The sequence below is a fragment of the Coxiella-like endosymbiont genome, assembly GCF_024730665.1.
Lineage (GTDB): Bacteria > Pseudomonadota > Gammaproteobacteria > Coxiellales > Coxiellaceae > Coxiella.
In genome coordinates this window covers 99,993-123,426 of record NZ_CP084737.1, presented here as the reverse complement: position 1 = coordinate 123,426, position 23,434 = coordinate 99,993, and the positions used below count along the sequence as shown (strand labels likewise).

Below are 23,434 nucleotides of genomic sequence, written 5' to 3'. Positions count from 1 at the left end.
ATTATCTCTTGGAATAAAAGTAAATAGGCGCAAATGGCTCAATTTGGACGAGCTCAATTTCCGACTGACGAATTAATTCTAAAATAGCAATCAAAGTCACTACTACTCCCATTCGTCCTTCTTTTGCTGTAAATAAAGTGGTAAACAGGATGCAATTTCCTTTATTGATAATCGATGCAATGCGTGACATTCGTTCTCTAATGGACAGAAGATCACGCGGTATGGGATGCGCACCGAAAAGTGAAGCTCGGTTTAGCACTGCTTTGAGTGCTTTTAGCAACTCAGGCAACTCGACCGTTGGATAAATTTCTGTCGGTGTTATTAGTGGTACTGCAGCGTCTGCAATGAAAGTATCCCGCTCGACGTGTGGCAAACTATCTAATTCGCAAGCTGCTTTTTTATAACGCTCGTATTTCTGTAAGCAGCGTACCAATTCAGCACGCGGATTAGCCACTTTTTTTCTGCTACTATGGGTTGAGGCAATAAAAGCCGAGATTTCATTTCAGTCAACATGGCTGCTATTACTAGATATTTCGCGGCGAGTTCGAATTGTATTTTTGGCATAAGATTTACAAACTGCATATATTGGTATGTGATTCCTACAATTGGAATATTCAAAATATCAATATTGTGCTTTTTAATAAGATAGAGTAAGAGATCGAGTGGCCCCTCAAATGCTTCGAGAGACACCCGCAGCGCATCAGGTGGTATATAAAGATCCTCTGGAAATTGAGTTATCCTTCGACCAGATATTTTAATATCCCATTCCAATGGCTGACCCGTCAATATCTTGATTTGCCATAACTAATTCGTGTTGCTAAGTAATATAGTTAAGCATAATACCTCATATCCAGGAAAGTTACCATTTCTCGAATATCTGTTCATAAGATACGAGCGGTCTCTTTTTCAGTCTATTTCGAGTCTTTTTCCTTTAAGAAAGGTGCTCTAGACTAAAGTTAAAGCCAAGATCCATATGCCCATCAGGTCAAAAAACTAAAAAGCCCTGTTTAAAAAGAGTTTTGTCCCTCCCGCTTATTGTATTTAACTATCCCCCCCTGTCAGATGAAGGAGTAACGCCGGATGGCTATTAAGATGAGATTGTTTGATTTTATGCACTATTAATTTTTCAATGACCTTAATGAACAGGGAAAGCGATACCTTATAAAGTTACTCTTGCTCGTATTCACCTTAAAGCAAACGTTTAGTTTCTATAAGTAGCTTATGCACGAAAGCCCCATGGAACAATGATCACGAAATCTCATATTGTTTTTGAGAGAGAACGCAACTAGTGCATTGTACTGTAAATGCTGTTGAAAAAGCCAATTACTTACTATCTTGAGGCTTGACTCTAGACTCCAGGATCCAAGACCGCGGGATAAGGAATGCTCATTTCTTAAATTTTTTTTGATTTTCCGACCACCTCTTTCAGAAGTACAACGGGCTCTCTTGGCTAGTGTAATCAACGAAACTTTTCCCACTGCAAATGAAGCCTCCACCGACAATCAGGTTTGCTTGTTTTGTTAATCTTTCATTCTATTTCAATATAGTTATTTATCCAACAGAGGCATAAACTTAAGAATAATTCCTCAAAAGAACTTCTCAATTTTTCTTCTATTTTCTATTATAAGCCCTTAAGCCTTAGATAAGTTTGGAAGACGGCCGTTTTTCCATTCAACTAATGACATGATGCCATATTCTAAAAGCACGTCAGTCTTATTTTCCAAATCCGCATTCTAAAGAATAAGCTAATTCCGTCTGAAAATGAGAACATCACCGTTTTGAATTGTTTCCATCGCGCGCTTTATTAGGGGTTGTAGATTCTTCGGATATACGAACAGCCATCGTAACTTAGATAATGATACTATGAAACATTGTACATAGAAAAGCAGAAAAGATTATTTTTTGATGAAATTTTATTTGATTATTTTTTTCATTATTTGTTTTTTTATTGCTTACAAATTTTATGGAATTTATGTTGCTACGGTCGTAGCTATAATAGTGTCGGCTCTTCAAGTGAGCACCTATTGGATTCGTTTCCATCGATTCGAAAAATTCCATCTGATTGCCCTGATTTTCACTTTACTATTGGGCGGATGTACTTCAATTTTCCATAAAGCCATTTTTATTAAGTGGAAACCGACCATTATAACTGGACATTTTCAATTGTTTTATTGAGTAATCATTTTTTTGGAAAACATATCCTTGTTCGCCAAATGCTCAAAGAAAAAATTGAATTGTCCCCGAAAACCTGGTCCCGTTTAAATTTGAGTTGGGTGTTATTTTTTCTGATTCTCGGTATTTTAAGTTTAATCGTTGTCTATCATTTTAATACCAACATATGGATTAATTTTAAATTGTTTGGTACGCTTGGACTTATGTTAGTCTTTATTCTTGGACAGGCTTTTTGCATTGCCAGATATATGCCACAAAATACCAAAACAGATACCCGTTAATGTATTACGCTTTTTATTGTAAAAATCGACAAGACAGCCTTGAATACCGTAGATATGTACGACCAAATTGTTTACAACACTTGAAATTACTGGAAGAAAACAATCGACTGTTAATTGCGGTCCCTATCCAACGAATATTGATGACGCTGCCACTAAAAAGCATTAGTAGAGAGGAGAAAAGAGGGGTTACCGCTGCTACTCTTGCGTTACAACACACTACCGATGTCTATATATGTGTGCTATCGCGCAAGGTGCTACCAGAATGAGGGAAAAACGCCTCACTCAAATTAAAAAGCAGCTCACCAATGCCTTTCACCCTAAAAAATTAATCGTGACAGATGAAAGCCGCTACCACCAGGATCACTCAAGTGCAGGGGGTAAAGGTCATTTTACAATATCAATTACTGCAAAAGCATTCAACAATAAAACCCTGTTAGAACGCCACCGCCTCATTTACGAAGCATTAGATGATTTAATGAAAACAGATATCCATGCACTAAAAATATATGCCGTTGATGAATCTTAAATTTTTATCTCTGTATTTTCATCTAAAATCCACTTATAATCAGTTTTATCTTTCAGCAGAAAGAGAAACTGCGGAAAGCCCTAGTCGTTCGTTAAGGAAATTAACCGACCTGCCATAGAGGTATTATTTGATTACTTCAAAATTGTCTAAAAAAGAATAATGATAAAAAAGTAGCTGATAACTCAGTTAGTATATATTTCGGCTGAGCAATCCTATCAGAAATTTAGCCCAGAACGGCGCCTGATTGACCGCTACAAACACATCGATGATACGGTGCTACCGGTTGCGTTGGTGAATGATACATAACCATCAAATAGAATTATCTATGAACAGCACCCATTAAATGAACAAGTTCACACCCAGTGTACCATTTATAATTTAGCCGCTATAATTTCCGAAGCACTTTTGCAAACTAGATTATAGATACTCTATCCTTATCCTGCATTTGAAATAAAATTCTAATTTTCCATTAACAGACAAAAGGTTTCATTTTTCAAGAAAATTTAGCATATAGATTATCACTTTATCTCAAGGAAACTACTTGTTGCATAGCATAATTTACGTTATAGTGGGGAGTCTAATTCGGGAGGCATCATGCAAAAGGAGATACATCCTACTTATCAGCAAATTGAGGTAACCTGTAGTTGTGGGAATACTTTTTCAACAGGGTCTACATTAGACCACGATCTTCACCTTGAGATTTGCTCGGCATGTCATCCATTTTATACAGGTCAACAGAAGATCGTCGATACAGCGGGACGCATCGAGCGTTTCCGTAAAAAATATGCAAAACGACGAGTCGCAAACGCTGCTACCGAGAAAACGAAGAAATAGATAGTCGTCGTGTCGGCTCGGTCCAATTTGCAATATCTGTCAGTGCTTCTTCAATCGTTGTAAATACCTTCTTTACAATTCTAATTACTCACTAAAGAAAATAAAAATGAGTATATAATGCAAATACATGCTCATCACCACTACTCCCATCTACCATCTACCTTAAGTGCTTATCAATCTCTCCCATGGTTTTTTGGCTTTGATATCTCAGTTAGTTACCATTCCAAACAAAGAAAATTGTTTTTGATATGATAGCATTCGATTTTCTACAGAGCTTTAATCTCTTTAACCCATAGCTTTCTTAACTAAATAAATTAAATAATCGAGAATATAGTCTCCACAGTCATTGATCCTAGTTGTCGCCCAATTGATACTTTTAATTGAGGGGGTATTCACCGACATAGAAGCAGCACACTGGCCTTTTTCTTGAAAGAAAAAAGATCAAAATTCCCATGCCGCTTCTCCGTCGCTTAGGAAATCGATATTCAAATTAACTTCGTATAGCTATACTTGGCAACTACTAGAAAAAGCACTAATTAATCGTTTGTTTTAATATAACCATTGTTGATTTAAATGTTTTTCTAAATATCGCTCTCTACGTACCATCTTTGATGGATACATACGACCTTATTTAGCCACAAGGCAATAGACCCTTAAAAGAGCATAAAATGACAAATCTGCTTCTTATTTTAGGATCTGTGGTCTAGAAAAAACTACTTACCATAACAACTACTCATATTTTTATAATACTGATTCTTTTGAATTTGAAAGTAGATCTTAAAGCAATTCATTTATGAATTCTGACTCACCAAAGACACGTTTTTTTGATTTTACTGCATCGTTACGTAATTTAGCTAGCTCATCTAAATATTCTTTGGTAATATTACCAACAATATAATCTCCAGTAAAAATAGAATCTTCAAACCGCTCAATTTTAGGTTTATCGGGAGTTATTGCATTATTAATCGCCTCATAGACATCTTTGAGATCTTGGTAAATCAACCAGTCTGCTCCAATCAAACGTATAATTTCTTCTTCCGATTTATCATGTGCAATCAATTCGGTTGTCGTTGGCATATCAATTCCATATACATTAGGATGACGAACAGGCGGAGCTGCCGAAGCAAAATATACTTTTTTAGCACCGGCATCGCGTGCCATTTGGATAATTTCTTTGGATGTCGTACCACGCACAACCGAATCATCCACCAACAAAACTCTTTTATCCACAAATTCAGCCTTAATGGCATTTAATTTCAAACGTACTGAACTGCGTCGCATTGCCTGGCCTGACATGATAAAAGTTCGACCGATATAGCGGTTTTTTACAAATCCTTCCGAATATGGGGTTCGTAAACTGTTCGCTAAGGCATAAGCTGCATTTTGGCTTGTGTCGGGAACGGGAATAATCACATCTATATCATGATCAGGACGCTCACGTAAAATTTTCTTCGCCAGACTTATGCCCATCCCTGTACGCGCTTGATAAATGGATGCTCCATCCATAATGGAATCAGGACGCGCCAAATAAATATATTCGAAAATACAGGGAGAATGACTAATTGATCTCGCACATTGTTGCCGATGCATATTTCCATTAGAATCAAAGTAGATGACTTCTCCTGGCCCTACATCATCGATGAGTTCAAAACCTAACACATCTAATGCAATACTTTCAGAAGCGAACATATATTCAGGACCACTACCGTTATTCCGCTTCCCATACACTAGAGGACGAATAGCATGAGGATCACGAAATCCAAGCAAACCATATCCAGTAATTAGCATCACCGCCGCAAAGGCACCTTGCACACGCTGGTAAACTTTACTCATAGCTTTAAATAATTGTTTCGGTGTCAGCTTAACTCCCACCACACCAATCCCTTGCAATTCATGAGCTACGACGTTAAGTAAAATTTCAGAATCAGAAGTAGTATTTAAATGACGCAAATCCGCTCGTATTAAATCGTTCGTTAACTCTTTTACATCAATGAGATTACCATTATGTACCAAACTTAAACCATACGGAGAATTAACATAAAAAGGCTGCGATTCAGAGGAGCTTTCGGAACCAGCCGTGGGATAACGAACATGTCCGATACCTATGTTTCCTATTAAACTCGGCATATGCGTGGCACGAATTACATCTCGCACTAATCCATTTGATTTACGAAGAAAAACTCGCTTGCCATCACTGGTAATAATACCAGCTGCATGCTGACCTCGATGCTGCAAAATAGTGAGGGCATCATAAAGCGCTTGATTGGCAGCACCATTGGTAAGAATACCCACAATTCCACACATTATTAAGTACCCTCATTCGACTTGCTAAATGGCCATTGAGAAAAATATTTAAGTTGCTGCGGAAAAAATTGGTGAAGCCAAGTAATGATGTTTTTAAAGCCGGGCACAAGTCGCGATTGCGCTAATTCACTGCTGTCTTGAATATTTACAACACTTGCAAACATTAACAAAACTGTAACGATGAACAAACCCCGAACCGCACCAAAGAAGACTCCTAACAGTCGATCAGTGATGCTAAGCCCTGATTTACTGACTAACGTATGAATCACCATATTTAAAAAAATGCCGATGATAGAAATAGCCAGGAACAATGCTATCAAAGTTATCACATATCGAATAGTATACGATACAATCCAAGTTTTTAAATGTACCTGCATGCAATCAACAAATTTGAATGGAACTATAATGGCAGACAGCCAAATAATTAAAGAAACTGTTTCACGTAAAAATCCCCGGAAAAAACCGATGATGACAGAAAAAAGAATAATGCCAATAATCGTAAAATCAACCCAATTAAAGTATGACATATTTTCTGATAGCACTATTTAATTGTAATTGTTGTTTTAACGTCTTCCGAATCTGATTGATTTTATTATGATTGATGTCAGGACAAACGAAAACCCAGATAATCATTTTATTTCCCTTACTCTGCAGCTCTATAAACATTAAAACTCTTGGTACCTAACCAGGTTCAGCAAGCATCCGCATTATTAAAAGAATCTGAAACCTCACTATTTGAATTACCAATACTTTTGTTAGTAAGGTAGATAAAAGAAATTAAGTAGAACAAGACTTTTTTTACAAAAAATTTTTTAGGTTTTACTTTCACTGGCACTAAGAATAGTATTACTGCCAGTATAACTTTAACAGGCATCTGTAATGGCTGTGGTTTCGATGCAACCACTTTGGATATTATCAATAATTGAGCGGGTTGGGGAGATAAAGAAAAAGAAGTCGAGTCTGTTTTTCCAGTGATAGTCCCTACTGATGTAGACGGAGTATGATGAAGCTGCAACTGAGTAACCGATTTAATCAGTAATAGCGTCATAAGAACAGCTGTCATTAGCATAAACAAGCTCATCGATGGGTGTAGACTGCAAAATAGTAACGGAAAAAATATCGTCAGAATAGCGAGTAATACCAAACTCACAATCAAACGCTGTTTAGTTCTAATCTCCATCATTTACCTTTCCAGATAAATATTGTTTTACTATCCCTACTGTATGAAAAGAGCCAAAAACGATAATTCTGTCCTGAGATCCGCAATTATTAAGCGCCCCCTCAAAAGCTTCTGTCACAGAAACAAAACTATAGCAAATTCTTGCGCTATTTTCTTTACACTCTACTAAAACTTTCATCAAATTTTCACTCGTCGCCCCACGAACCTCTTTTTGCAGTCCCCCTATATACCATTGATCAACGCAAGAAAGCATCGACTCCAATGTACCTCGAATATCTTTATCCTTTAACATTCCAACCACAGCTAGCGTTCTCCGGCTAGAATAGGCAGTTTGTTGCAGCTTTTTTGCTAAATAACGGGCTGCCTGTGGGTTATGAGCCACATCAAAAATAATCGGCGCTGGGTTTTTCACACATTCAAATCGTCCTGGCAAAACAGCCTTGTTGATCCCGTTTCTAATAGCATCCAGAGATAACGGCAAACGTCCTTGCAAACAATGCAGCGCCATTAAACTCGTTGCCGCATTTTGAATTTTTAACTCAGGCAATGGTAATTTCTCAAAAACAGTTTCTGGACCTTGCCACTCCCATATCCCTTCACCAACCTTCGCGAAAAAATCGGTTCCAAATTGAAAAAATGGTGCCTCTAATTTTTTTGCCGTTTCATGTACGCTCTTAGGAGGGTTTGGGTCTCCACAAACAATCAGTTTATGACACCGAATAATGCCTGCTTTCTCCCGTCCAATAGACTCACGATCTTTCCCTAAATAATTCGTGTGATCAATATCAATATTGCTAATGACAGCCACATTAGGTTCCACAATATTTACTGCATCCAAACGACCACCCAATCCTATTTCTAATAACAAAACATCTAATGGTTGTTTTTTACATATATAAAAAATCGCCAAAGTCGTAAATTCGAAAAAACTGAGGGGTTGATTATCGCGATTATTTTCGACAAAAGAAAACGCGTCAACCAATTCTTCATCAGATACTGAATAACCATTAATACGCAACCGTTCATTAAATTGCAGCAAATGAGGAGATGTATATGCGGCTACCCTATATCCTGCAGCTAAATAAATGCTTTCTAAAAATTTAATTACTGATCCTTTACCATTCGTTCCTGCCACTGTTATTACTGGACACGAAAAATCTCTCAATGATAGTTTTTCTGCAAGCGTAACAATTCGCGACAATCCTAAATCAATTTCCCGCGAATGCAGCTTACTGATGTAAGAAAGCCACTCTTTCATTAGCTAGAATCTATATGTTTTAGAACTCAAACTCAATAGAAAAAAGATAGGAGGCAACTTTTTCTTCTACAACGCAACTTCTTTTGAAAGAAGATCAGGTAAAGTTTGATGGATCAATTTCGCAATCAAAGAAGCAATCATTTGTTTAAGTTTGCGGCGATCAACAACCATATCAATAGCTCCATGCTCTAGTAAAAATTCACTGCGCTGGAAACCCTCTGGTAAAGTTTGGCGAATGGTCTGCTCAATAACACGAGGCCCTGAAAAACCAATTAACGCTTTAGGCTCAGCAATAATGATATCCCCAAGTGTCGCTAAACTAGCTGACACTCCACCCATGGTTGGATCTGTCAACACCGAAACATAAGGGATTTGGCACTCAGCTAAACGCGCTAACACCGCACTGGTTTTAGCCATCTGAAACAATGAAAATAAACCTTCCTGCATCCGTGCCCCACCGCTTGTCGAAAAACAAATAAAAGGCAATTTTTCATCCATAGCTGTTTGAACACCTACCGTAAAGCGCTCTCCAACAGCAACACCCATCGATCCTCCAATAAAATCAAAATTAAATGCAGCTACCATAACAGGAATACCAAAAATTTTCCCTTTAAAAATAACAAGCGCCTCTTTCTCACCCGAGGTTTTTTGTGCTGCACTTAGACGGTCCTTATATTTTTTTGAATCACGAAACTTTAAAGGATCGACAGGGATAACTTCCTGAGCTAACTCCTCTTGCTCCCCCTCATCCAAAATTTGTGCGATTCGTTTGCGTGCATTAATTCGAATGTGATAATCACATTTAGAACAAACTTCCAAACCACGCTCTAATTCCGCTCGATAAAGAACAGCAGCACAAGAGGGGCATTTCTCCCATACTCCCTCCGGTACTCCTTTTTTCTTGAGTGTTGAGATTTTTGGTAACAATTTCGTAAACCAATTCATTTTTAGTAAACCTTAATGTAAAAAATTATGGTAAAAAAAATGGCCCCAAAGGTATTTTGGGTATCTTAAATACAGTAGGATAACTGACTTCTACTAAATAGAGTCCATTCGGAGACACAGCTGCCCCTATTTGTTGTCGATCTCTCGCTTTCAAAACAGACTCTGCCCATTTTGGCTCTTTTTCACCACTACCGATAGCTACCAAAGCTCCTGCAATGTTGCGTACCATGCGAAATAAGAAGGCATTTGCCTGAATCTCAATTACTACCATACGCCGAATTCGAAAAATTTCAATCTGAAAAATAGTACGTATCGGCGTCTTAGATTGGCAACCTGCCCCTTGAAAAGAACTAAAATCATGTTCCCCTAATAAAAATTGAGCGGCCACCTGCATACGTTTTTCATCTAACGGCCGAAAATACCAGCTAATCGCCCTACGTAGAATAGCCGGCCTAATCTCATGATTATAAATTACATAACGATAACGCCTGGTAAGTGCTCTATAACGAGCATGAAAACCCTTATCTACCTCCTTAGCCCATATAATGCTAATATCGTATGGAAGATTATTATTACTACCAAATATCCAAGCGTGATCACTTCGATAAGCCACTGTATCAAAATGGAGAACCTGGCCACTAGCATGTACTCCGGCGTCTGTCCGCCCTGCACATACGACCATTATCGGCTGATTAGCCACCACTGATAATGCTCTTTCTACTTGCTGTTGAACCGTGCTCAATCCATCCTGCACCTGCCAACCGTGATAAGATGATCCATCATAGCGGACTCCTAAAGCAATTCTTGGCATACGCTAAAACCTAATCGAAAGCTCTTTCAACAATTCACCTGCCTCTTTGTATTTTTATGCTCGGTTTCATTCACAATTGAAGGATTTTCTTTAATGCTTCTTACAGGGCTTGATGGTTTTCCATTACAAATAAGTACGAGTAAGATTAATTTTGGTTGGGATTCTCATCAGCACTTCCCATGTCACATACCATTCTTTCATATCGCATTCCTCATCGTCGTTTTGAGCTTTCTCCGTTTATTATTAAAATTAAAGCTAGGTTAAACGGCACAACAGAACTTTCCACTCAAAGTAACCAGTTTTTCAAAAAAGGTAATAGCAGTTGACAGTTTACTATCAGCTTCTTGAAAAGATTATACACGTATTATATTTCTGTTCCCGATACGCGCGACAGCCGAACTAACTATTGAAGTCAGTATAATACTTAATAAAACATAACAACAATATTGTTTCATCGAGAACTTCTTGTCATTAATATCATTCCAAAATATACTAAAACTAAATTTCACCGACACCTCAAGTAGCTTCAATTCCCTATTAAAAAAGCAACCACGTCATTATCTTCGCAGCTTGCCAAATTCCCCTACCTCTCTATTCCTGATCATATACTGCAGCTAATCACCACACACAAGCAACAACCATTTAATCCATCATTCCTGTACGGAAAGTATAAAATCTAAAGTAGCGCTGCCCCACATGGCGCACAGATCAGGTCATAGGAAAGCTTAATTTAAATGGCTAGGATTTTCTTATCCTTTCCTTACCACCATAAACATGTTAATCATAGGACTTTTTAAAAAATAGCTTCTGACTCAAGAGCTTCATCAATTCAATTGCGATAAATGTCTTTGACGCCGAAAAATTTTTTATTTGCTCTAAACGATCAATAACTGTTACTACATTTTCATCACTGTTTAACGCACTCTCACCATTCAGTACAAGCATATCCATATTTTTTTGGCGTAATTTAATTTTCGCATTCATAAGATAATTATCGGTTTCTAAGGCGAATCCGACGATAAAAATATTTTTAGACAGCTTTCCTACCGATGAAATAATATCTGGATTACGCACCAAATCCAGCGTCATATTTTTTTCTAATTTTTTTATTTTTTGAGAAGCCTGATCTTTAGCACGGTAATCACTCACTGCTGCTGCACTAATAAAAACATCACAGTTAGTGATACGGTTCATAACCGCATCAAACATTTGAATTGTTGACGTAACATTTACGCGATTAATTTTTGTAGAAGTCATTAATTGAGTCGGCCCACTGATTAATGTAATTTCCGCTCCCATCGCAGCAGCTACCTCAGCTAAAGCATAACCCATTTTCCCGGAACTATGATTTGTTAAGTAACGCACGGGATCAATCGCTTCTTGGGTAGGTCCCGCAGTAATTAATATGCGTTTTCCCAGTAGAACTTTTTCCATGCAAGTAATTTTCAATTGATCAATCAATTCCTGAGGCTCTAGAAATCGACCAGGTCCACATTCTCCACATGCCTGCGCACCAATAGCTGGTCCAAAAACATGAATGCCATATTCACGTAATCGATTAACGTTTACTTGGATAATTTTATTACGCCACATTTGTTGATTCATTGATGGCGCTACGGCAACTGGTGCTTGCGTCGCTAAGCAAAGCGTTGTCAATAAATCATCGGTTCGCCCATGCACTAAACGTGAAATGAAATTCGCGCTAGCAGGCGCAACCAGTACAAAATCACACCATCGCGCCAAATCGATATGTACCATTCCTGAAGCACTCGTAGAAACAAACAAATCGCTAACTACTGGATATCCTGAAACTGTTTGGAAAGTTAATGGGGCGACGAAAGCTTTTGCTGATTCGGTCATCACGACACGAACAGAAGCTCCCTCATTGCACAGTCGACGAACTAACTCCACGCTTTTGTAAGCAGCAATAGCACCTGTTACACCGATAAGAAATTTTTGATTGGCTAACATAGTTGTAAAGAATAACCTCGATACGCTTTATTTATCAAGCAAAGAAGCTGTTCAATCACTTCTTAAATATATTTTAATTTTTTTCTTAATCATTTACCGAGAATTTATATTTCTTCATACTGCAATGATTTTTTCACTAATTTTTCTACCATCCCACATAATTTACCGATGACTAATCGCGTAATAAATAGTCCAATAAATTAGTATTCAGTAGTATTCAGAAAATTTTTCAACTGTTTACATCACAGAAGTGGAAGAAACACCGCAGGATAACTGATCTGTCTTTTTTCAGAATCCTCTTCCAAAATATCTTTAATCAAATATCTTGGAATAAAGTCACCTTCGCTGATTGGCTACCCTATCCTCTCGCCCAGAATGAAAATTGACTATTAATGGATCATAAGGTTGCTGCTAAATTTAACGATAAAAGGAAGGGGATCTCTCTGCTGAGCTTTTTCCCTACAGAAAGAACACACAGTTATAAAAGGCATTGCAACTAATGCAACTAAGTTTTATCTCCTATTCTCTTCATTGCTCATAACTTAAGGAGTATAAGAGAGAAACATTAAATCCATATGAAAACTCTATAAATTTGATTTTATTCCGCCATTCGTTGGATAAATGAGCCTCATGTTACCATTGTTGAAAGGAAGTTATTTTGTTTCCCTATCCGACGACGCTCATCTTCTTTTAGTGATTTCTTTCGCAAACGGATGGATTTTGGAGTGATTTCCACTAATTCATCATCAGCAATAAATTGCAATGCTTGTTCTAAGCTGAATATAACGGGAGGCGTCAAAATAATATTTTCGTCACCACCAGCAGCACGAATGTTGGTAAGCTGTTTTTCGCGGCAAACATTGATCACCAAATCATTGTCACGCGCGTGTTGACCGACAATCATTCCTTCATAAACAGCTTGTTGAGGACTAATAAATAAATTACCTTTTGCTTGTAAATTCCATAAAGCGTAGGCAGTAGCCACGCCATGACTGCTCGAAATGAGAACACCTCGATTACGGGTTCGAAAAGATTTTTCAATTATCGGTCCATAATGATCAAACGCATGATGCATGATCCCTGATCCCGAGGTGAACATCAAAAATTGAGCACGGAAACCGATTAATCCGCGTGTTGGAATCACGTAATTTAAGCGCGCTCGTCCTTTTCCATCAGCAAACATGTTTTTTAAATTGCCTTTGCGTTTTGCTAACGCCTGGATAATATCTCCTTGGAATTTTTCTTTAATATCCACAACTAAATTTTCAAAAGGCTCACACACGACATCATCGATAATCTTACGAACAACCTCAGGGCAGGAGACGGAAAATTCATAGCCTTCACGACGCATATTTTCAATTAAAATAGACAAATGCAGCTCACCACGGCCAGATACGATGAATTTATTAGCATTATGACCTGTCATTACTTTTAATGCTAAATTAGCGATTGATTCTTTCTGTAATCTTTCTTTAATCTGACGACTCGTCAAAAATTTCCCTTCTTTTCCCGAAAACGGCGAACTGTTCACTTGGAAAGTGATTCTAACAGTAGGTTCATCGACAGTCAGGGGCGGCAAGGCTTCCGCTTGATGAGAATCACACAAAGTGTCAGAAATTCGAATATCCTCCATGCCAGTTACAGCAACAATGTCACCTGCTTCAGCTGATTCAATATCCACTCTCTGTAGCCCTAAAAATCTCAACAATTGCAATACCCGACCAGAACGTCTTTTCCCTTCGCGATCAATAATAACGACCGGTGTATTGGGTTGAATAGTGCCTCGCTGAATGCGACCAATACCAATTGTTCCCACGTAACTCGAATAATCTAAAGACGAAATTTGCATTTGGAAAGGGCCATTTAAATCGACATTGGGTGGCGCCACTTTGGAGACAATGGTCTCAAAAAGGGGCGTCATATCAGAGCAAGAATCAGATAAATTTAAAGTGGCGTAGCCTTTTAACGCCGATGCATAGATGATAGGAAAATCTAGTTGTTCATCCGTCGCATCTAAACTGATGAATAGATCAAAAACCTGCTCAATTACCGAATTAGGTCGAGCACCAGGACGATCAATCTTATTCACAACAACAATGGGTTTTAATCCCCAGGAGAATGCTTTTTGTGTCACAAATCGCGTTTGCGGCATCGGTCCTTCCACTGCATCGACGAGCAATAAAACAGAATCTACCATAGGCAAAATTCGCTCAACTTCTCCTCCAAAATCCGCATGCCCCGGTGTGTCCACGATATTGATACGATAATCTAACCATCGAATAGCCGTATTTTTAGCCAAAATCGTAATCCCGCGCTCCCGTTCTAGTTCATTAGAATCCATCGCCCGTTCTATGGGCTGAGTACGACCACCCAGTGTCCCAGATTGCTGAAAAAGCTGGTCCACGAGAGTGGTTTTTCCATGATCAACGTGAGCGATAATGGCGATATTTCGGATGTTTTCCATCATAACCTTAAAAAAGAGAAATATAGTAGAAATGATTAATGAAACGTACTATCCGCATAAAAATTCTCATTAATGAGCATCTCTGCAATTTGTACGGCATTGAGTGCTGCTCCTTTTCGAATATTGTCTGCCACAATCCACAAATTTAATCCGTTAGGATGTGAGATATCTTGACGAATGCGGCCTACAAAAACAGCATCAGTATTTGCTGCATGACTTATTGCTGTCGGGTAAGCATTATTTTCATCAATCAAAATAACACCTGGGGCACGGGATAAGCGCTCCTTCGCCTCTTCTACGCTAATGGGATCACGCGTTTCGATATGCACGGCTTCAGAGTGTCCAAGAAAAACAGGTATACGTACCGCTGTGGGGTTAACAACTATGTCGGAATCACCAAGTATTTTTTGTGTTTCCCACACCATTTTCATTTCTTCTTTGGTGTAACCATTCTCTTGAAAGACATCAATTTGGGGAATGGCATTAAATGCGATTTGCAGAGGGAAAGCTGACGATTCTATAGGCTGGCCATTCAAGAAATGTGTTGTTTGTTCTGCTAATTCCTTAATCGCTCCACGACCAGCCCCTGAGACTGACTGATAAGTTGCCACATTGATTCGCAAAATACCTACTGCATCATAGATAGGTTTTAACACAACGACCATTTGAATCGTCGAACAATTAGGGTTAGCGACAATACTACGATTACGGTAGTTTTCCAAGGAAGACCCATTAACTTCCGGTACTACTAAAGGAATATCTGGGTCATAGCGAAAGTACGAAGTATTATCAACAATAACGCAACCAGCTTCGACAGCACGAGGCGTGTATTTAGCTGATCGCTCTGCACCTGCTGAAAAGAAAGCTAACTGTACTCTAGAAAAATCAAAATTAGCGAGGCTACTTACTTTTTTACGCTTCTCTCCAAAAAAACGCTTCTTCCTTCCGAACGCTCACTTGCCAACGGATAAATGTTGCCCACCGGGAATTGGCGCTCATATAAGAGCTGTAAAATCATCTCCCCCACTATCCCTGTCGCTCCAATCACTGCCACATTATAGGCTATCGTCATTTTACACCTCATATTCCATATAGGCCATTCAAGGTTAGCAACAGAAAAAACTGAATGACATTTTCAAAAATTCTGTGCCTTGTGTCGCAAATAGTGATCCATTAAAACTAATGCTAACATTGCCTCAGCAATGGGCACCGCGCGAAGGCCTACGCAGTAGTCATGGCGGCCGGTCGTAACTACTTCCACTTCGTTACCTTTAATATCTAGGGTCTTGCCAGGCACACGAATGCTTGAAGTTGGCTTAAAAGCGAGACTCACCAAAATATCTTGTCCCGATGAAATTCCTGCTAATATACCACCAGCTCGGTTAGATAAAAATCCCTCTTGACGAATTTCGTCCCGATGAGCTGAGCCTTTTTGCTCAACCACCGAAAAACCTTCTCCAATTTCAACGCCTTTCACCGCATTAATCCCCATCATAGCTGAAGCGATTTCAGCATCTAATTTATCAAACACAGGCTCGCCCAAACCTGCTGGAACACCTTTTGCAATAACATTAACACGAGCCCCAATGGAGTCACCCTCACGATATAATCCTGTAATTAATTGCTCTAGTAGCGGAATTTTTCTCGATCTGGGAAAAAAAGGATTTTGCTCAGCAATCGCTAAATCAATTTTTCTGCTTTAATGGGACCTAAAGCTGCAGTGTACCCTTGAATAGTGATGCGGACCTTTTCCTGCAAATATTTTTTTGCAATTGCCCCAGCTGCTACGCGCATGACTGTTTCACGTGCTGAAGCCCGCCCACCACCCCGATAATCGCGAATGCCATATTTTTTAGTATAGGTATAATCCCCATGCCCAGGACGAAATAAACCTTTTATTGCTGAATAATCACACGGCCGTTGATTAGTATTTGCAATCGAAAGAGCAATTGGCGTACCAGTTGTTTTGCCATTAAAAACACCAGATAATATTTTTATACAATCAGTTTCTCGTCGTTGAGAGGTAAAACGGGACTTGCCCGTTTTACGCCGATCGATATCAGGTTGGATATCTGGTTCTGACAACACTAATCCGGGCGGACAACCATCCACAATAGCTACCAATGCTAGCCCATGACTTTCCCCAGCCGTCGTCACTGTAAACACTTTTCCAAACGTATTTCCAGACATTTGCTTTACAAATATCACTATTGCTCAGTACTGTCTATCCAGAATGTTGATCCTCTCTCATTGCGGTATAACTCGACATTCTAATCTTTTTCTATTGTCCCATAAATAATATCGATAGAATAGTTTTACAGATAGCTCATTGATGCGGCAGAGGGGAAAGATCCTATAAGAAAAAAGAGGGATAACAGAATTAATCAGAGAGTGTGCTAACGAGAAAGATTTTCAGGTTTAATTAAGTTACGATAATTATGTCAGAAAACAGAGAATTATAGAAGAAATTGCATTATTTCTCAGCTAAAGCCCAATGGGTCCCTATCGATAGAATATCGATAGGGTGGGGGCCGGACATTTATTAATGATTACTCTGAAGATGAATTCTGTATCTCTGTGATTTGCAGAAAGGGATATTTTTCAATCGAAGGAAAACCGGTATTGAAAAATTTTTAAATCAATAGTCGAGAAATCACAGCCGAACATTTTTTATTTTGCACCCTCTTTCTATTTAAGCTGGGGAAAGGGTATTTTTGCTTGAAACAACAGGGAGAGATCGTCGTGAGACATAATTCCATAGCCATTTTTAAGCCATCGCTTCAAGTAAAACTTATCGCCAACTTTTGTTAACAAATTAGATTCAAATAGATGGAGGTTCCAATAATAGGTAGAAGTGCGGGAAGGAATTGCATTACTTCGGTTGATAGAAAGCATTTTCAATAAAATAAGGAATAATTAACAAACACTTAACGATCAATTACTCACTTGCTTTATGTCTCGTATACTGAAAATCTATTCGATATAAATACTTATATTTCTAAACATCTCATAGAAGAAATAGAAATTGTATTTAACACAAAGCCCATTCTCAACTAATTGAATTAGCTTATGAAGCTTATAAAGCTAGCCCGTTCTCCTGTCTATTAGACAGGATCCTGCCTAGGATAATGTCAAATTTCGAGTCATGGACAATATCATGACGTAGTAACCAATTATAAAGCAACGGATCTGGTTCATCCAGTAACTGGCTAAACAAAATTTTTTCTTCGTCAGTTAACATTTGAAATTGCTGCTCATAAAAATTTTCCAAAATAATATCCAGCTCCAGCATACCACGACGACATTTCCAGCGAATTTTTCCTATATCAATCGTTAGATTCATCTTCTACCTTAATGAATCGCACCCGCTGAGTGATATTACACAGCAATTCATAACCAATGGTACCTGCCTTTTCGGCAATTCTTTCTACAGGTAACTCATCTCCCCACAAAATGACTTTATCTCCTATCTGCGAATTAGGTTGAGAACGTAAATCAATTGCAATCATATCCATCGAGACACGTCCGATCAAGGGGCACACTTTTTCATTTAATAAAGTAGGCGTTCCATTTGGCGCATGACGTGGATAGCCATCACCATAGCCAATTTCTACAATACCAATAGGCATAGCTTCTGGGCAGCGCCATGCGCATCCATAACCGACAATATCATCTTTGCGACATTGTTTGATTGCCAGTATTGTTGCTGATAACGTCATCACTGGCCGCAAATTTCTTTCCATACCGTTTTCGGAACTGAATGGTGAAATACCGTAAAGTAGAATACCAGGTCGCACCCAATCAACCAAAGCATTGGGGTACGAAAGTAATCCCGCTGAATTAACAATACTCCTAGGACCTTCCATATTTTCTGTGACGGTAAAAAATTGGTTAATTTGAGATTCTGTGAAAGAATGATCGATATTGTCGGCATCAGCCAAATGTGTCATCAATCCGATTGGCTTCCACACCGAAATAGATTTTTGCAAACGCTGATAAACAGAAGAAATCTCTTCTATTGAAAAACCCAGTCGGTGCATGCCGCTATCAATTTTTAGCCATACGGATAATGGCGAAACTAAATGATGTATTTCTAAAAGACGGACTTGATCTGGCTGATGGATAACGGCAGACAAATGATAATGAACAAATTCTAATAACTCTCTCTCGTTGCTAAAACCTCTCATCACTACAATGGGCGTTTTAATGCCTGCTTCACGCAATGTCATAGCTTCTTCCATACAGGCAACACCAAATGCGTCTGCCTCTGATAGTATTTTTGCAACCCGCAATAGCCCATGGCCATAACCATTGCTTTTTATCATTGCCCAAATAAATTGGCTCGGTGCTACCTTTTTTATAAGGGAAAAATTGTGTTTTAATGCCATTAAATTAATAGAGGCGATTGCACGCGTCATGCTCTCGTTCCGCCAAACGGTATTCGTGGTGAAACTGTTTCAGGAGAAAAATTATCAAACCGCATATATTGCCCACGAAACGTTAATATAATTTTACCAGTCGGCCCATTCCGATGCTTAGCAATAATAATTTCTGCCTTTCCTTTATCCGCCGAATCACTATAATAAACTTCGTCCCGATAAATAAAAGCGATTAAATCTGCATCCTGCTCAATGGCACCTGAATTGTGAGAAACAAGTCCGCCTGCAAGCCAGGATGCATATCCTGGCACAGTTAAGTCATAAACTTCTTCTACTCCTTTACTCTCTATAGAGACAATTCGATCCCAAAGTAAATCACTTTGACAATGCTGAAATAAGTAATCATCTTTTAATAACACCGTATATTTCATCATGCTCATCATACTAGTTTTCAAGAGAGTAAATTGGAACTGAGAAGAATCCCCACCATATGAAGCTCCTCTTAAAGCAGCTGCCCAGATAAAAGCGGCCATCTGACTAAAGGCACCTATTTCTCGCAGGATTTTTTAAAACCTTTCGCACCCATAATTGTAATCGTAAAAATAGGACAATAATTTTTATTTTGCATTGTTACAATGTGCGCTACGATACTCAATTGCAATAATAACGCTGGGATATCAAAAGCTAATTTACTACTATTGACAGTATAATGAATAATTGCTTTTCTTTTCTCTCTCCAACAACTAATAGTGCTATCTGTTTCCAACGAATGCTTTAATAACAGTATAATTTTTTGATTTTTTAAAGAAAGAACTTCGAAAGTGACAAGAGTAATATATTCTTTTTTAAGGTTGTTTTGAAATGTGGATACGTATTGAAGAGGCTGATGCTGGATACAATTCCTGATTCCAGTCATATGGTTCAGCAAAATAAGTTGATTATCCAAACGCTCTTCTCCCCTTTCTGGTTCTGGAAAACGACGAGCAATCGCAAGACGATCTCCTAACCTAAAATCTTTGACACATTTCCAATCTTTGGATGTCAAAAGTCGGTGTTCGTTTGTTGCTTTGATGTAATGCCCACCGGCTAACTTAATCTCATAAATTGGACGTTTCCCTACCTTCCATATAATTTCGCTTTTTGCAGGAACTAATTTGCCTTTATCATCTACTGCAATGACTTCTGGACTTTGACCAACAAGATCTCGTATCGGTATTCGCTGACCATTCGCTAAGCAAACCAATGTATCTCCACTCACACATTCGCGCAAATCTGACATCACCGGACGTTTATCGGTTCTGGATTCAAGGCTTCGGTTAAGTTGGGATAGAACAATGATAGGGATGCTTAACTCTTTTGCTAAAGCTTTTAAGGAACGGGAAATTTCTGAGATTTCAGTGCTACGATTTTCTTTGGTTCCTGGAATATGCATCAATTGCAAATAATCTACGGCAATTAATCCCAGGCATCCATGTTCGCGCGCTAAGCGTCTCGCGCGAGAACGAATTTCTCCGGGAGTTAGTGCTGGCGTGTCGTCGATGAATAGTTTTGTTTCTGAAAGCATCTCAATAGCGTGAACGATTCTTGGCCAATCATCATCTTTTAATTGGCCAGTACGCACTTTGTGTTGGTCGATGCTACCAAGTGAAGACAACATACGCATTACTAACGCTTCAGCAGGCATTTCCATACTAAAAACCAGTACAGGCACATTGCTTTTTATCGCGGCGTGCTCGGTGATATTCATCACCAATATAGTTTTACCCATTGAAGGACGTCCTGCTATTACTACTAAATCGCCGGGCTGTAAGCCGGAAGTTAATTTATCTAAATCGAAGAAGCCAGTAGAAAGGCCAGTGATTGCTTTATCAGAATGATACAGCATATCAATCTTTTCGGTGACTTTCGAAAGCAAGGTGCTGATGGCTACTGGACCAAAGCCTCGTGTACGACTCTCAGCAATATTAAAAACTCGTTGTTCTGCTTTATCTAAAAGCTCTTTAATGTCACGACCATCTGGGTTAAAAGCATCGTGAGTAATATCAGTACCCACCTCAATCAATTGACGCAGCATAGCTCGCTCACGGACGATATCAGCGTAAGCAGTGATGTTAGCAGCGCTAGGCGTGTTTTTAGCTAATTCATAGAGATAAGCTTCCCCCCAGCCGCACTCAACTCATCTCTTGTCTTTAGCGCTTCTGAAATTGTCAATAAATCTAATGGTATATGCTGATCGATTAGTTGAGTCATTGTTTCAAAAATTAATTGATGATCCGATCGGTAAAAATCCTTTACACTGATGCGATCCGCAATACAATCCCAGGCGCGCTTGTCTAACATCAAAGCCCCTAGTACTGATTGTTCCGCCTCCTGAGAATGAGGCGGCACTTTAGGATATAAATCTTGTATTTTTCGACGTGACGACATTGGATTACTATGGTATTCCTATTGAGCAGTGAGAAGAATCACTAAGAATTTACTGAGTTCACTCGCGTATGATAATAGAGAAAAAAATGAAAGTCATGAAAAATAATGATGAAATCCGAAAATGACCAGATTTTCCTTTCTCTGAGAGAAACAGTCGCCAGGATAACTCTTCTTCTGTTAATTTCGCTACAATCAATACACACTTAGCGCTTAAGATTTCTTATTAAATAAGTACCGAAGAGAACATCTTGCTCCATTTGTTGTCAGTTGAATCTGTAAAACCTTCCTTATGTGACTTCTTGTGTGATTAAATAAGAAACTACTTCACTGTGCCGCTACTGGTACAAATCAGCTACATCTATTCATAATGAAAATGAAGATTTACTAGCAGTGGTATCTCGTCCTTTTTCTTTAAAAAAGCGAATAAATCGTTCATACACTTAGGACCAGTCTGTTTATGGTGGATAAATGGATTAATTTACCGGAAAATTCAGCGATATTAGTAGACCGAAAGCTTATAGAATCCTTTAACTGATGTATTATCCGTTTATATATTTATCTTATCTCGTTCGAGGAAGGGATGAAAATCTTTTGTACGCAGCAACAGCCTTCTTTGACCCCCTATAATCAGTAAAGTTAATTTCTTTTTTCGCATCCTAGCATGATTTTTTAAAAAACGTCACTAACTTATTCGATTTAAGGGTAGTGTTTTCTTCGATAGTTAGGAAAGCTTTGTATTGTTTCTCCTGTGTTCTATCTTCTAAGGCCAGAACATACTCACTTAGATGACGTTGTCTGATTCTCCCTAAATAGATGGGTTAGAAGACACATAGATGGACTCAATATCAAGGAGTTTTACCAGGTGTGTTAGACCGCTCTCCTCGTGAAACTCCTTCATTTTCTTCAACAGAAAGAATGGAATGACTATTCGAAACTACTTTAATTTTCACGGTAACTGAAAAATTCATATGAAGATAAATGGAAATCTGGTATTCACCTACTTGTCGGATTGGTCCTTCCGGTAAACTAACTTCTCGTTTTTCAACATTGACACCGTTTTTTGAAATGGCTTCCGCAATTTCACGAGGTCCCACTGAACCAAAAAGTTTGCCTTCCTCGCTTGCGTTAGCGGTAATTTTGAAAGTTTTTGCTGCTAGTTTTTCAGCTCTAGATTTGGCTTTTTCTAACAATACAGCGGCTGTTTTTTCTAATTCAACACGGTGTTTTTCAAACTCAGCAATATATTCAGGCGTAGCCGGTACAGCTTTACCATAAGGCAATAAAAAATTACGCGCGTAGCCCGATTTCACTGATACCTGGTCACCAATATTACCAAGATTGACCACTTTTTCCTGTAAAATAACTCTCATATTCATAAATATCCTTCTAGTCAATAAGCCGATGCCTGATAAAGCAATTACGCAAAAACGTCATTAGAGATTTAAGCATCATCCATTAATTCATTCAAATGAATTAATGGATGATGCTTAAATCTCCGATTGAAAAAGTTAGTAATAACAACGAATGCATACTCATAAGCTAATACAACTACAACATGACTGATCTATACCAGTAAATTTAACTGCCACTACCTCTGCAAAAAATAGCAGTCTGCCACACCACCAGCACTCAAAGCTAATAATACCCATTATATAAATATCAAACCACGGATTACAAGGTAACCCATAAATCTAGCAGGACATTTAACTTCTAAACGATAAGTCGGTGTCCAGCTAATTGATTTTAAATTAGCAACTTAAAATACCCACATATTTGTAATTTAATTTAACAATTAAACGCGCAATATCGACAATAATAATTGCTCCTGATAAGCACTAACCCAAAGCAATCTCCCACACCTCTGCTAGGAAGAGGTGTATCG

Annotated in this window: 14 protein-coding genes and 6 pseudogenes; 3 read left to right on the top strand and 17 right to left on the bottom strand. The window is 38.5% G+C overall.

Going from position 1 to position 23,434, the window contains the following annotated elements; translation table 11 throughout:
* Position 1: 1 nt before the first annotated feature.
* Together LG660_RS04365 and LG660_RS04360 are read right to left on the bottom strand one after the other, a co-directional pair.
* Positions 2-454 carry a segregation and condensation protein A gene (locus tag LG660_RS04365; protein ID WP_373566689.1) on the bottom strand — a complete coding sequence of 151 codons (453 nt, stop codon included), beginning with the start codon at positions 452-454 and terminating at the stop codon, positions 2-4.
* The gene (locus tag LG660_RS04360) at positions 379-786 is read right to left on the bottom strand and encodes a segregation and condensation protein A (protein ID WP_373566688.1); all 408 of its coding nucleotides are present in this window, start codon (positions 784-786) and stop codon (positions 379-381) included. Before LG660_RS04360 ends, LG660_RS04365 begins: the two co-directional genes overlap by 76 nt.
* Positions 787-1,905: 1,119 nt before the next feature.
* Here LG660_RS04360 and LG660_RS00500 point away from each other — a divergent pair.
* The 3 genes and pseudogenes from LG660_RS00500 (at position 1,906) to rpmE (ending at position 3,813) form a co-directional block, all read left to right on the top strand.
* Positions 1,906-2,453 (top strand): annotated as a pseudogene (locus LG660_RS00500) (septation protein A).
* Between the two features lie 232 nt (positions 2,454-2,685).
* Entirely contained in the window at positions 2,686-2,979 is a 294-nt protein-coding gene (locus LG660_RS00495; protein WP_258267475.1) for a BolA family protein, read from the top strand.
* A 594-nt stretch (positions 2,980-3,573) separates the two neighbouring features.
* Complete coding sequence (gene rpmE / locus LG660_RS00490; RefSeq protein WP_258267474.1) at positions 3,574-3,813, top strand: 50S ribosomal protein L31; 240 nt, start codon at positions 3,574-3,576, stop codon at positions 3,811-3,813.
* Positions 3,814-4,590: 777 nt separating this feature from the next.
* Here the strand turns inward: rpmE and purF are convergent.
* The 15 genes and pseudogenes from purF to rplI form a co-directional block, all read right to left on the bottom strand.
* Positions 4,591-6,117, bottom strand: a complete 1,527-nt coding sequence (gene purF / locus LG660_RS00485; RefSeq protein WP_258267473.1) for an amidophosphoribosyltransferase — start codon at positions 6,115-6,117, stop codon at positions 4,591-4,593.
* Positions 6,118-6,119: 2 nt separating this feature from the next.
* Entirely contained in the window at positions 6,120-6,644 is a 525-nt protein-coding gene (locus LG660_RS00480; RefSeq protein ID WP_258267472.1) for a CvpA family protein, read from the bottom strand.
* Between the two features lie 164 nt (positions 6,645-6,808).
* On the bottom strand, positions 6,809-7,180 hold the full coding sequence (locus LG660_RS00475) for a hypothetical protein (protein ID WP_258267471.1): 372 nt from the start codon (positions 7,178-7,180) through the stop codon (positions 6,809-6,811).
* 106 nt (positions 7,181-7,286) lie between these two features.
* Complete coding sequence (gene folC / locus LG660_RS00470) at positions 7,287-8,555, bottom strand: bifunctional tetrahydrofolate synthase/dihydrofolate synthase (protein ID WP_258267470.1); 1,269 nt, start codon at positions 8,553-8,555, stop codon at positions 7,287-7,289.
* Between the two features lie 66 nt (positions 8,556-8,621).
* The gene (accD, locus tag LG660_RS00465; protein WP_258267469.1) at positions 8,622-9,500 is read right to left on the bottom strand and encodes an acetyl-CoA carboxylase, carboxyltransferase subunit beta; all 879 of its coding nucleotides are present in this window, start codon (positions 9,498-9,500) and stop codon (positions 8,622-8,624) included.
* A gap of 25 nt (positions 9,501-9,525) precedes the next feature.
* Positions 9,526-10,311: a tRNA pseudouridine(38-40) synthase TruA gene (truA, locus tag LG660_RS00460; protein WP_258267468.1), complete on the bottom strand. Its 786-nt coding sequence runs from the start codon at positions 10,309-10,311 to the stop codon at positions 9,526-9,528.
* Positions 10,312-11,088: 777 nt separating this feature from the next.
* A complete protein-coding gene (gene coaBC / locus LG660_RS00455; protein WP_258267467.1) occupies positions 11,089-12,282 on the bottom strand; it encodes a bifunctional phosphopantothenoylcysteine decarboxylase/phosphopantothenate--cysteine ligase CoaBC in 1,194 nt (397 codons plus the stop codon).
* Between the two features lie 628 nt (positions 12,283-12,910).
* Positions 12,911-14,749, bottom strand: a complete 1,839-nt coding sequence (gene typA / locus LG660_RS00450; protein ID WP_258267466.1) for a translational GTPase TypA — start codon at positions 14,747-14,749, stop codon at positions 12,911-12,913.
* A 32-nt stretch (positions 14,750-14,781) separates the two neighbouring features.
* Positions 14,782-15,818 (bottom strand): annotated as a pseudogene (locus tag LG660_RS00445) (aspartate-semialdehyde dehydrogenase).
* Positions 15,819-15,881: 63 nt separating this feature from the next.
* A pseudogene (gene aroC, locus LG660_RS00440) lies at positions 15,882-16,936 on the bottom strand (chorismate synthase).
* 886 nt (positions 16,937-17,822) lie between these two features.
* Positions 17,823-18,089 carry an FAD assembly factor SdhE gene (locus tag LG660_RS00435; RefSeq protein ID WP_258267465.1) on the bottom strand — a complete coding sequence of 89 codons (267 nt, stop codon included), beginning with the start codon at positions 18,087-18,089 and terminating at the stop codon, positions 17,823-17,825.
* A complete protein-coding gene (alr, locus tag LG660_RS00430; RefSeq protein ID WP_258267464.1) occupies positions 18,073-19,164 on the bottom strand; it encodes an alanine racemase in 1,092 nt (363 codons plus the stop codon). The genes LG660_RS00435 and alr overlap by 17 nt, the downstream gene beginning before the upstream one ends.
* Positions 19,161-19,529: pseudogene (locus LG660_RS00425) on the bottom strand (DnaB-like helicase C-terminal domain-containing protein); the annotation flags it as partial. The gene alr and the pseudogene LG660_RS00425, both read right to left, overlap by 4 nt.
* Positions 19,530-19,672: 143 nt before the next feature.
* Positions 19,673-21,552: pseudogene (gene dnaB, locus LG660_RS00420) on the bottom strand (replicative DNA helicase).
* Between the two features lie 917 nt (positions 21,553-22,469).
* Positions 22,470-22,928: pseudogene (rplI, locus tag LG660_RS00415) on the bottom strand (50S ribosomal protein L9); the annotation flags it as partial.
* Between the last annotated feature and the right edge of the window lie 506 nt (positions 22,929-23,434).